Here is a 13,550-nt window from a genome sequence, read left to right as displayed (position 1 = left end):
GCAACGCTCGACGGGGAATGCGCATCGCGCGTTCCCCGTTTTTTTTTACCTATTGCTTACGCGCGCCGGTACCGGTGGAGAAAGGGAACTGTGATAGACTGCGGCCAATGCATTGTTCACTCGCGAAACAACCCTTTGCTCAGAGTTAATGTCGTGAAGCTCTCTTCCTACTTTCGCCTGGCCTGCGTGGCGGCCGGCGTGATGGTCTTAACCGGTTGCGGCAGCATCATCAGCCGCACCGTGCCCGGTGCCGGGCATGGCCACCAGTATTATCCCGGCGTGCAGTGGGATCTGCGCGATACGCCCTGGCGCTACGTCACGGTGATAGACGTGCCGCTGTCGATGGTGGTGGACACCTTTATGCTGCCGTTCGATGCGCAGCATGGCCCCTATGAATAGATCCGTTCAGCGGGTGGCGAACACCACCAACTGATAACCTTTTTGTCCGCAGTGGAAAGGCGTCAGCGCCGTCATGCCCAGTCCCTGCACGTGAGCGGCCAGCGAATGCGGGTTGTCGTCGTCGATAAACAGCGCGCCCACGTCGTAGTCATGGCGGGTGTGCGCTTTGACCGCGTCGTAGAGGCGTTTCAGCACACCCTTGCCGCGCCAGGCGGCGTCGAGACAGACCGGGCCGTAGAGAAACACCCGCTGCTCGCTCAGCGCCCGGCCGGCGAAGGACTGCGTGACGAGCGTTGCCAGCATCGCGTCCACCACCGGCGGCCGCGGTTGCACGTCGGCGGGCATCAGGCAAACAAATCCTGTCAGTTGGCCATCCTGTTCCGCCACTACTATGCCGATGCCGCGGTTGATCGCCGCCAGCTGCGCCTCATTCATGCGCGAAACGATAAATCCCTGCCTTTTTTGGCGCTCGTCGAGCGCTTCCGGCACGTTTTCCCCCTGCAGCTGCAAAATGGCGGGGTAGTCACTGGGACGGGCCTGACGAATAATCATGTTGCCTCCTTGGCGATAAAATCTCTGGAGCGGATTAGCGCTCATCCCATTCATCGGCGGCGGCCTGGCCCTCTTCGGTGTCCAGCGGCGGCTCGAGCTGGAAGTCGCCTTCTTCCCATTCGTACAGGGTATTTTCGTCTATCCACTCGGCGGTGATCTCCACCTCGTCGTAGTCACCGTCGAAAATCGCTTGCGCCGCCGCACCGCTGCGTAGCGTCAGGCATTCCACCGCTTCGCCTTCGTCTTCGAAGAACTCCGCCTGCCACATCGTATCGCCATCCTGCATCACGTACTTTTGCAGATTGAACTGCTGCGGCACCGGCGGTTCGCCATCGCTGCCGCCTTCTGCGGTGTCGATAAACTCTTCGCGTGCGGCCTCGATGGCTTCTTCCAGGGTTGCATACAGGCTCATGTTCGCCTCCGTTGACGATGAGAGTAAAGCGCCCGGCGTACTGTTGGCGCGGTGGGAGAAATATCAAAACTAATTGTTGTCTGACTGGCGCAGGATGCAAATTTTTTTATTGTCCGTTGTGCGACGACGATTGTCTGCAAAGCGGGAGAAGCAGAGGCGGAGGCGGGAAATAATGACGTTATCGTTCACTCAGGCGTCAGGAGAAGCCCATGTTAATCGACCCTTCACACAAATACCGACCGTTCCCGCCGGTGGCGTTACCGGATCGCCAGTGGCCTTCACGCACGCTGCGACAGGCGCCGCGTTGGTGCTCCAGCGATCTGCGCGACGGCAATCAGGCGCTGGCGGAGCCGATGGATAATGCGCGCAAACGCGAGTTTTATCAGTTGCTGTTGCAGTGCGGTTTCAATGAGATCGAAGTGGCTTTCCCTTCGGCGTCGCAAACGGACTTCGACTTTGTGCGCGCGCTGATCGACGAGCGGCTGATCCCGGACGACGTCACGATTCAGGTGCTGACGCAGTCGCGCGATGATCTAATCGATCGCACTTTTGAGGCATTGCAGGGCGCCCCGCGGGCCATCGTACATTTGTATAACGCCACTGCGCCGATGTTTCGCGACATCGTGTTCCGTCAGGATAAGGCGGCGACCGTGGCGCTGGCGGTGAACGGCGCGCGCCGCATTCGCCGACATTGCGAGGCGCAGCCCGATACCGCCTGGTGCTTCGAGTATTCGCCGGAGACCTTCTGCTTTACCGAATTGGAGTTCGCGCTGGAGATCTGCGAAGCGGTGGCGGATGTATGGCAACCGGGGGCACAACGGCCGATGATCATCAATCTGCCGGCGACGGTGGAGGTGAGCACGCCCAACGTGTATGCCGATCAGATCGAATGGTTCTGTCGCCATTTCAGTCGTCGCGCCGACGTGACGATCAGCGTGCACCCGCATAACGATCGCGGTACTGGCGTGGCTTGCGCGGAGCTGGCGCTGTTGGCCGGCGCCGACCGCGTCGAAGGTTGTCTGTTCGGCAACGGCGAACGCACCGGCAACGTCGATCTGGTCACGCTGGCGTTGAATCTCTATACCCAGGGCGTGGCGCCGGGCCTGGACTTCAGCCGCCTGAAGCAGGTGGTGGAGGTGGTGGAGCAGTGCAATCAGCTGCCGGTGCATCCTCGCCATCCTTATGCCGGCGAGTTGGTGTTTACCGCCTTCTCCGGTTCGCATCAGGATGCGATCAAGAAAGGCTTCGCCGCACAGCGGCAGCGGCAAGACGGCCGCTGGCAGGTGCCTTACCTGCCGCTCGATCCCGCCGATGTCGGTTGCAGCTATGAGGCGGTGATCCGGGTCAACAGCCAGTCCGGCAAAAGCGGCGCCGCCTGGCTGTTGGAACAGAATCATGGGCTGGCGTTGCCGCGCGGTTTGCAGATCGATTTCAGCCAGGTGGTACAGCGGGCGACCGACGGCAGCGGTAAGGAAATGAGCGTCGCACAGCTGTGGCGTTTATTCCGCGACACTTACGGGCTGGTGGAACAGCCGTGCTTGCAGCTGCTGAGCTACCAGACGGAAAGCCACGGCGCAGAGGCATACAGCTTCAACGCACGAGTCGCTTGCGCAGGAGAACAATTGCGGCTGCAGGGAGCCGGCAACGGTCTGCTTTCCAGCGCGGTGGATGCGTTACGTCAGCGTTTCGGCTTGCCGTTGGCGATCGAGGATTACCACGAACACACGTTAGGGCATCAGAGCGACAGTCGAGCGGTGGCCTACATTCGCTGCGTCTTGCCGCATGGAGAGGCGAGCTACGGCGTTGGCATCGACGTCGACTCCGCCAGTGCCTCGCTGCAGGCGCTGTTCAACGTTGCCGGGCGCTATCTGGCGTCGCGGTTCGAGTGAAATAGTCGCTGGGCGCGACGCCCAGCACCCGGCGAAACATGGCGCTGAACGCGCTGGGGCTGTCATAGCCGAGATCCAGCGCGACTTCCAATACTGAACGGCCGGTCGCCAGCGCGTTTAATGCCGCCAGCAAACGGGCGCGTCGCAGCCAATCGCTAAAACGCAGCCCGGTTTCTCGCTGGAAGCGTCGTGACAGGGTGCGTCCGCTGACGCTGAGGCGAGCGGCCGCCTGTTCCAGCGTCCAGGGCTGCGCCGGTGAGGTCTGTATATGGCGGCACAGGGCGAGCAGCGAGGCTTCGCGCGGTTCCGGCAGGTGCAGCGGCAGGATCGGCAGCATCCTTAACTCATCCAGAATCAGTTCCATCACCCGCTCATCGCGCCCGCCGCTTGGGTAGCCTGGCGCAATCTCCATCGCACAGATAATCAGCTCGCGCAGCAATGGCGAAACCTGCACCACCTGGCATTGGGCCGGCAGATCGGCGCGCGCCAACGGATCGACGAACAACGTTCTGGCTGCCACCTGGCCAGTGATGCGCAGGATGTGCACCATTTTCGCCGGCACCCAGACGCCGCGGCCGGGCGGCACAACCCAGCTGCCAAGCCGGGTTGTGACCTGCACTACACCGCTCAGGCTGTGTATCAGCTGTGCGCAATGATGGTAGTGCTCCGGCTCGCTGTCGCCGTGGCGATAATCTTTGGCTAATGGCCGGATAGGCTGATTGGCCGGCAGAACGTCGTGAAACAACAGCATGGTGAGTGTTCTCCGCGCGGCGAAAAGGGAATAACAGCATGCCATGAGGCGCGGTTTAGCACCAGCCGGTGGCGCGGCACGGTTAGATGGTATATAAAATGATATTATATAATTTTATAAATTGTTTGGAGGGTCAATGGACATAGACGCGATGCGCAAGGCGGCGGCGCAGGCCGGCGCGATGCTGCGCACCTTAGGCAATGAAGATCGGCTGCTGCTGCTGTGCCGGCTCAGCCAGGGAGAAATGGCGGTGAGCGAGTTGGCGCAGGCGCTGGATATCCGCCAGCCGACGCTGTCCCAACAGCTTGGCGTGCTGCGTGAGGAAGGCTTGGTCTCCACCCGGCGCGCCGGCAAGCAGATTTACTATGCGGTGGCCGATGCCAAAGCGCTGGCGCTGCTCCATACCCTGTATCAACTCTATTGCCCACAGCCGGAGAACCGCGATGAACATTGACTGGCAACATTTCACGCCTTATTCCGCGTTGGCGGGCGGGGCCATTATCGGCGCAGCGGTGGCGCTGCTGCTGCTGTTCAACGGCCGGATCGCCGGTATCAGCGGCATTACCGGCGGCTTATTGAGCGCCGGCGGTCGGGAGCGGGGCTGGCGCGTCGCATTTATTGGCGGGTTGTTGCTCTCTCCCTGGCTGTATGCTGCCGCTGTGGCTTTGCCGTCCGGTGAGATCGCGACCGGCAGCGGCTGGCTGGCGGCCGCAGGGCTGTTGGTGGGATTGGGCACTCGATTGGGCAGCGGTTGCACCAGCGGGCACGGCGTGTGCGGCGTCGCAAGGTTGGCGCCGCGTTCGCTGGCCGCCACGGCGGTGTTCATGCTGCTGGGGTTTATGACCGTCTGGCTGATGCGCCACCTGTTGGGAGGGTGAAAATGCTTAAATCGTTGTTGGCGTTGCTGAGCGGCGTCATTTTCGGTCTGGGGCTGATCGTCGCCGGCATGGCCAATCCGGCTAAGGTGTTGGCGTTTCTCGACGTTACCGGCCAGTGGGATCCTTCGCTGGCGTTAGTGATGGCTGGGGCGATCGCGGTAGCGGCGCCGGCCTTCCTGTGGGCGCGGCGACGCGAACGGAGCCTGTTGGGGGAAACGTTGCAGATCCCGGCCGCCGGACGTGTGGATCGCCGTTTGCTGGCGGGTAGCGCGCTGTTCGGCATCGGCTGGGGCATCGCGGGCATCTGCCCCGGCCCCGCCTGGGTGCTGGCGGGAGCGGAGATGCAGCGGGTGTGGCCGTTCCTGTTGGCGATGCTGGCGGGTATGGCGCTGTATGAAATTATCATGAGGCGGAGGCGTTCATGTCGATAGCCAAAGCGGTGTTGCGCATCGCGCGCCCCACGGATCGGTTGCAAGAGATCGCCGCGCTGTATTGCCGCGGGTTGGGATTCGAAAGGCTGGGCGAGTTTGTCGATCATCAGGGCTTTGACGGCATTATGATCGGGCATCCGCAGCATGCCTACCATCTGGAGTTCACACAGCATCGCGGAGTGCGAGTCGGACAGGCGCCGACGCAGGATCATCTGCTGGTGTTTTATCTGTCGGATGAGAACGATTGGCGCGCAGCGTGTGAGCGGATGCGGGCGGCGGGGTTCCTATCGGTCGCCGCCTATAATCCCTATTGGGATCGGGCGGGGCAAACCTTTGAAGATCCTGATGGCTACCGGGTGGTATTGCAACATCAGGCCTGGCAAGCATAAAAAAAACCGGCGCATCGAGCGCCGGTTTGCGAGATGAAAACGGTTTATCCGTCAGGCGTTGGTCGCCGGTTTTGGCGCGCTCTTGGACTGGGTATTTTCCAGCATGCGGCGAATCGGTACGATCAACACAATCAGCACGGCGGCGCAAATCAGCAGCGCGACTGAGCAGCGAGCGAACAGATCAGGCAGCATATTCAGTTGGTCGGCCTTGACGTGACCGCCGATCAGACCGGCCGCCAGGTTGCCCAGCGCACTGGCGCAGAACCACAGCCCCATCATTTGCCCGCGCATTCTCTCCGGCGCCAGCAGCGTCATGGTAGCCAGCCCGATCGGGCTCAGACACAGTTCACCCAGCGTCAGCATCAGGATGCTGCCCACCAGCCACAGTGGCGATACGCCGGCGCCGCCATTGCTCAGCACGTTCTGCGCGGCCAGCATCATCAGGCCGAAGCCGCCGGCGGCGCACAGGATGCCGATCACGAACTTGGTGATGCTGCTCGGACGCACGTTATTGCGCGCCAGCGCAGGCCAGGCCCAGCTGAACACCGGCGCCAGCAGGATGATGAACAGGGCGTTGATCGACTGGAACCACACCGCCGGGATCTCGAAGCCGCCAATCATGCGATTGGTGTAATCGTTGGCGAACAGGTTGAACGAGGTCGGTTTCTGCTCAAACGCCGACCAGAAGAACGCGGCGGAGATCAGCAGGATGAAGCACACCAGCAGGCGTGCGCGCTCTTTGCGGCTCAGGCCGGCAAAGGCGAACAGATAGATGAAGTACAGGGTGACCGACGCGGCGATCACGTACACCAGCACGCTGGCCACCTCGACCGGGTTGATGACGATGGTGCCTTGGGCGATCAGCACGATGACGGCCACCAGGATGGCCGCCAGCGCCAGCAACCAGGCGCCGACGCCTTTTTTCTTCGCGACCGGGCTGTTCCAGGTGGAGTCCAGGCCCACTTCGCGGTCATAGCGTTTCATTGCCGGTACGGCGAACACCCGGAAGATCACCAGCGCCACCAGCATCCCGATACCGCCGATGCCGAAGCCCCAGTGCCAGCCGTGTGATTTGATCAGCCAGCCGGAGATCAGAGGAGCGATGAACGAGCCGATGTTGATGCCCATGTAGAACAGCGAGAAACCGCCGTCGCGGCGCGCATCGCCTTTCTTGTACAGCGTGCCGACCATCACCGAGATACAGGTCTTGAACAGGCCGGAACCGAGCACGATGAACATCAGGCCGATGAAGAACAGGTTGGTGCCCATCACCGCGGACAGGGCGATCGACAGGTGGCCGAGCGCGATCAGGATCGAGCCGTACCAGACGGCCTTGCGTTGGCCGAGCCAGTTGTCCGCCAGCCAGCCGCCCGGCAGCGCCGCCAGGTACATGCTGCCGGCGAAGATGCCGACGATCGCCGAAGCGTTCTCACGCGCCAGACCCAGACCGCCGTCGTACACGGTGGCGGCCATAAACAGGATCAGCAGCGGACGGATGCCGTAGAACGAGAAGCGCTCCCACATTTCGGTGAAGAACAGCGAACCCAGCGGATAGGGATGGCCGAAGAAGGTCCGGCTTTCTGACTTATTGACAGAGGATTGCATAACGATTTCCCAATAAAAGGCGCTGCAAGGCTGCAGCCCGTACTGTGGTATGTATGTGTATTTAATGAAGGCGCTCCGCCCAATGCGGATTACCCGACAAAACCGCGGCTGCAACGCTGATAAACCGTGGAAAGCGTGCTGACCTTTTCTTCACTTGGCCGATGGTTCACATCTGGCGTGATATTATTTAACCATTTGATAACTGGTCGTTGGTTTTGTCTAGTACCTGTATCCCATTTTTTAGACGAAAAGTCGACAAGCATCTCCTTTTCTGGTTTTTCCGTTGGTTAAAGCAGGAATAAGATTGACAGCGGGTTTTATGTGCTGAAAGTTTGTTTTTTGTTGATAAACAAACTGTTGCGATAAGAATGTTCTGAGTGAGGCGAAAATTCACCGCTTCGGGGGAGGCACTATTAAAAGTAGGGGAAATGCGCCGTTGATCCGGTCAACGGCGAAAACTGGCGATAAATGCAGCTATTGTTCCTCTTGCAGCGTGTCTTCCCGCATGTATCCCGGGCGCCGCCGCAGACACCACCAGGAATAGCCGGCGTTGAACAGCACCACCAGCGCGGTGACGCAGAAGACCGCGCGGAAACCGTAGCCGGCGGAGACCGCGGCGCCGAGCAACGGACCGCTGACGTTGCCGACATCGCGGAACGACTGGTTGTAGCTGAAAATACGACCGGCCACCTGATTGGTGCAGTTATAAATCAACAGCGTCTGTACCGCCGGCAGCAGCGCGCCGTCGGCCGCCCCCAGCAGAAAACGCAGTACCCCAAGCTGCCACGGCGTTTGCACGAACGCCATCGGGATCAGCAGCAGCACCGAAAGGAGCAGCATGCATACCAGAATCCGCTCCGGGCCGATGCGATCGCCCAGTTTGCCCAGCCGCGGGGCGCTCATCAAGGCCGCGACGCCGGGCACAGAGGCGATCAGCCCGCTGATAAACGCCAGATTATGGGTGGCGCCGGCCAGATCGCGCACATACAGCGTCAGGATCGGCGCAATCGAGCCGGTGGCGATCTGAATGATCATGGTGGTGACGAACAGGCTGAGCACCAGCTTTGGGTTCTTCAGCGAGGCGAACACCTGCCGTGCGTGCAACATGTCGCGTTTTTGCACTGGAGTGAATTGCTCTTTGACATACAGCAGCGTCAGCACGAAGCAGACGAACAGCACCGCAGCGGTGATGTAAAACACCGGGCGCAGGCCGTACAGATCGGCCAACAGGCCACCGATCAGCGGGCCGATCAGCGCACCGCCTACGCCGCCGGTAGACAGGGTGCCCAGGGCCCAACCGCTGCGGTTGCGCGGCACCTGGGTGGCGATCAGCGCGTTGGCGTTGGGGATGAACCCGCCGAGCAGCCCCAGCACCGCGCGCAGCGCGAGAAACTGCCAGACCGTTTGCGCCATGCCCATCAGCACCATGACGATCGCCATGCCCAATGCGGAGCGCAGCAACATCAGTTTGCGGCCGCGTCGGTCGGCCAGAGCGCCCCAAAACGGCGCGGCGATAGCGGAAAACAGGAAGGTGATGCTGAACAGCAGGCCGGACCACATGTTGAGCGCCTGATGGCCGGTTACGCCCAGCGTCTCTACGTACAGCGGTAGAAACGGCATCACCAGGCTGAAGGCGGCACCGGTGAGAAAACATCCCAGCCAGGCGACGAAAAGGTTGCGTTTCCAGTTAACGGGTTCTGCTGCCGAAGCCATAAATGTCCACTGCCGAAAGGTGACGCGTTTTGCCAGCGGCAAGGTAAAGGGGCAAAACGTGAAAGTTAGCCTGATAAGTATGCGCCGCCAGCGCGGCAACGGCAAACGAGGGGACGAAGATCGGGGTAAAAATGAAATAAAGTTTTAAAAATGGCGTTTAAACCTTATTCCGCGCTTATCGCGCGGAATTTACAGCGTTTTATAGTCCGGCCAGCGCCTCGAAACCGGCGGCGGTGGTGGTGGCGCTAAAGTCGGTGACCTCATAGTGGGCCACGGCGTTGAAGGGATCTTCGGCCAGGATGGCGTCCAGACGCGCGCGTTCAATGCCCTTGGCCAGGATCACGCCGCCGGTGCGGGGATTCTTGCGGCCGGAGGCGACGAAGGTGCCGTCCTGAAAATATTGTTTAAGCCAGGCGATGTGCCCGTCAAGGTGGCTGTCGACTTCGGCAATCGGGCGATGGTAGGTCAGGCTGACAATGTACATAGCGGCTCCAGGGTTGGCGGCAAAGGCTTTACCATCCCACCCTCGCCGGCGATTCTCAAGGGGCGCGCAATAAAAAACCCGCCGGCGGCGGGTTTTTAGGTTAGTACAGCGAAGGCTCGCCTTCCGGGCGAGTCTTGAAGCGGCGATGCAGCCACATGTACTGGTCCGGCGCCATCAGGATCTCTTTTTCCACCACTTTATTCATAAAGGCGGCGGCGTCGAGTTCGTTATCCAGCGGGAAGTTCTCCACCGCCGGCTGCATGATGAGCTCATAGCCTTTGCCGTCCGGCAGGCGGCGCGGGGTGAACGGAATGATCGCCGGCTTGCCCATCCGCACCAGCACGTAGCTGCCGGTGGTGGTGGCGGCTTTGTCCACCGCGAACAGCGGCACGAAAACGCTGCTGCGCGGGCCGTAGTCGTGATCCGGCGCATACCAGATGATATCGCCCTGTTTCAGGGCGCGGATCATGCCTTTGACGTCCTTGCGATCCAACATGGATTTATTGGAGCGCATGCGTCCCCAGGTTTGCAGCCAGTCCATCAGCTTGTTGTCGTGCGGGCGGTAAACGCCGATGCCTGGGTTGTGAATGCCGAAGATGCGCGCGCCCAGCTCCAGCGTCAAAAAGTGCAGGCCAATCAGCAACACGCCCTGATGGTTATCGCGCGCTTTTTGGATATGCTCCAGGCCGCTGACCTTGAACCAACGCTCGATGCGCCAGTTCGGCCAGAACCACGCCATGCCGGTTTCAAACAGACCCATGCCGACCGACTCGAAATTCTTTACCACCAGCGCATCGCGTTCGGCCTGCGGCATGTCGGGAAAACAGAGCTCGAGGTTACGTTGGGCGATAACGACGCGCCGCTTGAGAAAGCGCATGGAAAACCGACCGATCGAGGTGCCGAGCCAGTAGATGACGGGGTAAGGCAGCAACACCAGCAGATACAGCAAGCCGATGCCTACCCAGGTCAGCCAGTAGCGCGGGTGCAATAAGGAACGATTGAAAGTAGGAACTTGAGTCATGGATTCTCTGTTTGAATACGGTTGTTTAAGTGTAATGACAGAGTCATAGCATGGTCTGGCGGCGGATATGCTCGGCCGTCAGGTTCGTTTCTGCCGTTTGTTTGCGACTATTGTGGCATTTTTCTGGCGCGTCGGGAAAAAACAACGCATTAAAATCCCCTTTTCGGCGTTAAATATGCATCAGGTGCGGGATTTTTCCACAAAATTTCCTGTGCAAGGACAACGGCATGGGCATCTTCGGCGATGTTATGGTGCACAAGGCAGCGATATGGCGGCCCTTGGCTCGTGCGCAGCTGTGCGCTGCGCCGGTTTTTCGGGTATGATGTGCGCCGCGCGCGGGCCGGTTGGCAGCGCGCGGTATCAGTCACCTCCCGAAAGACAGGAAAGTACACCATGCCAGTGTTACATAACCGAATTTCTAACGAGGAACTGAAGGCGCGCATGCTGGCGGAAACCGAGCCGCGCACCACAGTTTCTTTTTATAAATACTTCTCCATCGACGATCCCAAAGCGTTTCGCGACAGCCTGTACGTTCAGTTTGAAAAACTGAAGGTGTTCGGCCGCATCTACGTGGCGAAAGAGGGCATTAACGCGCAGATCAGCGTGCCGCAGCATAACTTCGACGCGTTCAAAGCCGCGCTGTTCGCCTCGCACCCGGCGCTGGATCAGGTGCGCCTGAACATCGCGCTGGAAGACGACGGCAAATCCTTCTGGGTGCTGCGCCTCAAGGTACGCGAGCGCATCGTGGCCGATGGCATCGATGACGACAGCTTCGATCCGAGCAACGTCGGCGAGTATCTGCAGGCCGATCGCGTCAATCAGATGATCGACGATCCGAACACGGTATTTGTCGATATGCGCAACCACTATGAGTACGAAGTCGGTCACTTCGAAAATGCCATCGAGGTGCCATCGGATACCTTCCGCGATCAGCTGCCGATGGCGGTGGAGATGCTGCAGGACAGCAAAGACAAAAACATCGTCATGTACTGCACCGGCGGCATTCGCTGTGAAAAAGCCAGCGCCTATATGCTGCACAACGGCTTTAAAAACATCTACCACGTGGAAGGCGGGATCATCGAGTACACTCGCAAAGCGAAAGAGCAGGGGTTGCCGCTGAAGTTTATCGGCAAAAACTTCGTGTTCGATGAGCGCATGGGCGAACGCATCTCCGACGATGTGATCGCCAACTGCCACCAGTGCGGTGCGCCGTGCGATACCCACACCAACTGCAAGAACGACGGCTGCCACCTGCTGTTCATTCAGTGCCCGAGCTGCGCCGCCAAGTTTGAAGGGTGCTGCAGCGAGATTTGCCGCGAAGAGCTGAAGCTGCCGCGCGAAGAGCAGCGCGCGCGCCGTGCCGGCCGTGAGAATGGCGTCAAGATCTTCAATAAATCGAAAGGATTGTTGCAGACCACGATGCACATTCCGGCACCGGAAGAAGAAGGCCCAGCCCGCTGAGCCTGACGAAATGAGAAGCCCGGCCGTCTGGCCGGGCTTTTTTTATTTCTCGCGCACGCCTTCTACGGAGATGATCAGCTCAACGTCTTGCGATGCCGGGCCCAGATCGGTGGTGATGCCGAAGTCTTTCAGCTTGATCTTGCCGTTGGCTTCAAAGCCGGCGCGGTAGCCGCCCCACGGATCGTTGCCCTGGCCAATCAGTTTGGCGTCCAGCGTAACCGGCTTGGTCACGCCGTTCAGCGTCAGGTTGCCGACCACCGCATAACCGTCGCCGTTTTTCTTCACTTCGGTGGATTCAAACTTGGCCTGCTTGTTCTTCTCCACGTTGAGGAACTCGGCGCTGCGCAGATGCTTGTCGCGCTCGGCGTGGTTGGTGTCGACGCTGGCGGTATTGATGGTCACATTGACCTTGTCCTTGGACGGATCTTTTTCGTCGAAGGTGAAGCCGCCGTCGAAGTCTTTAAAGCTGCCGTACAGCCAGCTGTAGCCCAGGTGCTGGATGCGGAACTCGATAAAGGCGTGTTGGCCCTGTTTGTCGATCTTGTAGTTCGCCGCCAGTGCGGAACCGGCGCTCAGCAGCAGGGCGCCTGCGGTCAGGCCCAATACGGTCTTTTTCAACATAGCAATCTCCATAAATCCAAAGGTTAATCGGCGCTGCTACCCAGCATCCGTTTCAAAGTGACATCACGATCGATAAAGTGATGTTTAAGCGCGGCCAGCCCGTGCAGTACCGAAAGCACGACCACGGTCCAGGCCAGGTAAAGGTGTATGGCGCCGGCGGTATCGGCCTGTTCGGCCATACCGGTGACGGTGGCGGGCACGTTGAACCAGCCGAACACGCTGATCGGCTGGCCGTCGGCGGTAGAGATCAGATAGCCGCTGATCAGAATGCCGAACAACACGGCGTACAGCGCCAGATGCGCGAGGATGGCGCTGACGCGAGTGAGGCGGCCATAGCTGGCCAAAGGCTTGGGCGGCGGCGAGACAAAGCGCCAGATCACGCGGATCACCATGACGATGAACAGCAGCGCGCCGATGCTTTTGTGGATCTCCGGCGCCTGGTGGTACCAGACGTCGTAATAGCCCAGCGTGACCATCCACAGGCCGAGCGCGAACATGCCGTATACCGTCAGCGCCACCAGCCAGTGGATCAACACTGACACATGGCCGAAACGATCGGCGGTATTTTTCCAGAGCATCCTGTTTCCTTCGATTACCGATTGGCTGGCTGCAATAATTAAACTTTAGGAAACATAAAATCAATAATAAATTTAACTATGTTACTACTTTGAAATATTAGTCAGTGAATTTGTTTGAGATGTTGGGAGTTAATCAGATAAATCGTTGAAGATGATATTATTTTGCTCACGTAAAATTTATGCTAGTTGTTGAAAATTAGGATTATTCTTTATTAACGTCAGCTTTTGTCATTTTACGTAAATTCTGCATGAATTGCTCGGCGGGATTATTTGTTGGCAAAGGTTATGCCTATTTCTTGCGACGAGAGAAGGGCGAAAAGATTAGTTTCATCGAACGGTTGCGTTAAATCCCCTGCGGCGCGGCGG

16 protein-coding genes are annotated in these 13,550 nt (G+C 59.4%); 7 read left to right on the top strand and 9 right to left on the bottom strand.

Annotated features, from left to right (window positions below; translation table 11 throughout):
• The first annotated feature begins 153 nt into the window (after positions 1-153).
• Positions 154-399, top strand: coding sequence for a YceK/YidQ family lipoprotein (locus ACRAWE_RS10665; protein WP_074054529.1), 246 nt, complete (start codon positions 154-156; stop codon positions 397-399).
• Between the two features lie 6 nt (positions 400-405).
• On the opposite strand, the gene ACRAWE_RS10660 is transcribed toward ACRAWE_RS10665, so the two are convergent.
• Positions 406-951 carry a GNAT family N-acetyltransferase gene (locus tag ACRAWE_RS10660; protein WP_432525328.1) on the bottom strand — a complete coding sequence of 182 codons (546 nt, stop codon included), beginning with the start codon at positions 949-951 and terminating at the stop codon, positions 406-408.
• Between the two features lie 34 nt (positions 952-985).
• A complete protein-coding gene (locus ACRAWE_RS10655; protein ID WP_074054527.1) occupies positions 986-1,363 on the bottom strand; it encodes a MysB family protein in 378 nt (125 codons plus the stop codon).
• A 209-nt stretch (positions 1,364-1,572) separates the two neighbouring features.
• Between ACRAWE_RS10655 and leuA the strand changes: the two genes are divergently transcribed.
• A complete protein-coding gene (gene leuA / locus ACRAWE_RS10650; RefSeq protein WP_154746922.1) occupies positions 1,573-3,252 on the top strand; it encodes a 2-isopropylmalate synthase in 1,680 nt (559 codons plus the stop codon).
• Here the strand turns inward: leuA and ACRAWE_RS10645 are convergent.
• Positions 3,212-4,003, bottom strand: a complete 792-nt coding sequence (locus ACRAWE_RS10645) for an AraC family transcriptional regulator (RefSeq protein WP_432525327.1) — start codon at positions 4,001-4,003, stop codon at positions 3,212-3,214. The genes leuA and ACRAWE_RS10645 overlap by 41 nt on opposite strands.
• Positions 4,004-4,139: 136 nt before the next feature.
• Between ACRAWE_RS10645 and ACRAWE_RS10640 the strand changes: the two genes are divergently transcribed.
• Genes ACRAWE_RS10640 through ACRAWE_RS10625 form a run of 4 tightly spaced genes read left to right on the top strand, consistent with a single transcriptional unit; the run spans position 4,140 to position 5,701 of the window.
• Entirely contained in the window at positions 4,140-4,457 is a 318-nt protein-coding gene (locus ACRAWE_RS10640; RefSeq protein ID WP_019455865.1) for an ArsR/SmtB family transcription factor, read from the top strand.
• Positions 4,447-4,881, top strand: coding sequence for a YeeE/YedE family protein (locus tag ACRAWE_RS10635; protein ID WP_432525326.1), 435 nt, complete (start codon positions 4,447-4,449; stop codon positions 4,879-4,881). Before ACRAWE_RS10640 ends, ACRAWE_RS10635 begins: the two co-directional genes overlap by 11 nt.
• Before the next feature lie 2 nt (positions 4,882-4,883).
• Positions 4,884-5,312, top strand: a complete 429-nt coding sequence (locus ACRAWE_RS10630; protein ID WP_019455863.1) for a YeeE/YedE family protein — start codon at positions 4,884-4,886, stop codon at positions 5,310-5,312.
• The gene (locus tag ACRAWE_RS10625) at positions 5,303-5,701 is read left to right on the top strand and encodes a VOC family protein (RefSeq protein WP_432525325.1); all 399 of its coding nucleotides are present in this window, start codon (positions 5,303-5,305) and stop codon (positions 5,699-5,701) included. The genes ACRAWE_RS10630 and ACRAWE_RS10625 overlap by 10 nt, the downstream gene beginning before the upstream one ends.
• 51 nt (positions 5,702-5,752) lie before the next feature.
• Here the strand turns inward: ACRAWE_RS10625 and ACRAWE_RS10620 are convergent, their stop codons facing one another.
• From ACRAWE_RS10620 to ACRAWE_RS10605, 4 genes are all read right to left on the bottom strand, one after another.
• Complete coding sequence (locus tag ACRAWE_RS10620) at positions 5,753-7,306, bottom strand: peptide MFS transporter (protein WP_019455861.1); 1,554 nt, start codon at positions 7,304-7,306, stop codon at positions 5,753-5,755.
• Between the two features lie 474 nt (positions 7,307-7,780).
• The gene (mdtG, locus tag ACRAWE_RS10615; RefSeq protein WP_019455860.1) at positions 7,781-9,019 is read right to left on the bottom strand and encodes a multidrug efflux MFS transporter MdtG; all 1,239 of its coding nucleotides are present in this window, start codon (positions 9,017-9,019) and stop codon (positions 7,781-7,783) included.
• 199 nt (positions 9,020-9,218) lie between these two features.
• On the bottom strand, positions 9,219-9,503 hold the full coding sequence (locus ACRAWE_RS10610; protein ID WP_063919185.1) for a YciI family protein: 285 nt from the start codon (positions 9,501-9,503) through the stop codon (positions 9,219-9,221).
• A gap of 100 nt (positions 9,504-9,603) precedes the next feature.
• Positions 9,604-10,524, bottom strand: a complete 921-nt coding sequence (locus ACRAWE_RS10605; protein ID WP_025159951.1) for a Kdo(2)-lipid IV(A) acyltransferase — start codon at positions 10,522-10,524, stop codon at positions 9,604-9,606.
• A gap of 393 nt (positions 10,525-10,917) precedes the next feature.
• Between ACRAWE_RS10605 and ACRAWE_RS10600 the strand changes: the two genes are divergently transcribed.
• Positions 10,918-11,985: a rhodanese-related sulfurtransferase gene (locus ACRAWE_RS10600; RefSeq protein ID WP_063919186.1), complete on the top strand. Its 1,068-nt coding sequence runs from the start codon at positions 10,918-10,920 to the stop codon at positions 11,983-11,985.
• Between the two features lie 42 nt (positions 11,986-12,027).
• Here the strand turns inward: ACRAWE_RS10600 and ACRAWE_RS10595 are convergent, their stop codons facing one another.
• A complete protein-coding gene (locus tag ACRAWE_RS10595) occupies positions 12,028-12,606 on the bottom strand; it encodes a YceI family protein (RefSeq protein ID WP_019455856.1) in 579 nt (192 codons plus the stop codon).
• A gap of 23 nt (positions 12,607-12,629) precedes the next feature.
• Positions 12,630-13,184, bottom strand: coding sequence for a cytochrome b (locus tag ACRAWE_RS10590; RefSeq protein ID WP_019455855.1), 555 nt, complete (start codon positions 13,182-13,184; stop codon positions 12,630-12,632).
• Positions 13,185-13,550: the final 366 nt, after the last annotated feature.

Source organism: Serratia sp. BFP-2025 (genome assembly GCF_050880365.1).
Lineage (GTDB): Bacteria > Pseudomonadota > Gammaproteobacteria > Enterobacterales > Enterobacteriaceae > Serratia > Serratia surfactantfaciens.
Note: the sequence above shows the minus strand (reverse complement) of the source record. Positions and strands in the feature narration are given on the sequence as shown.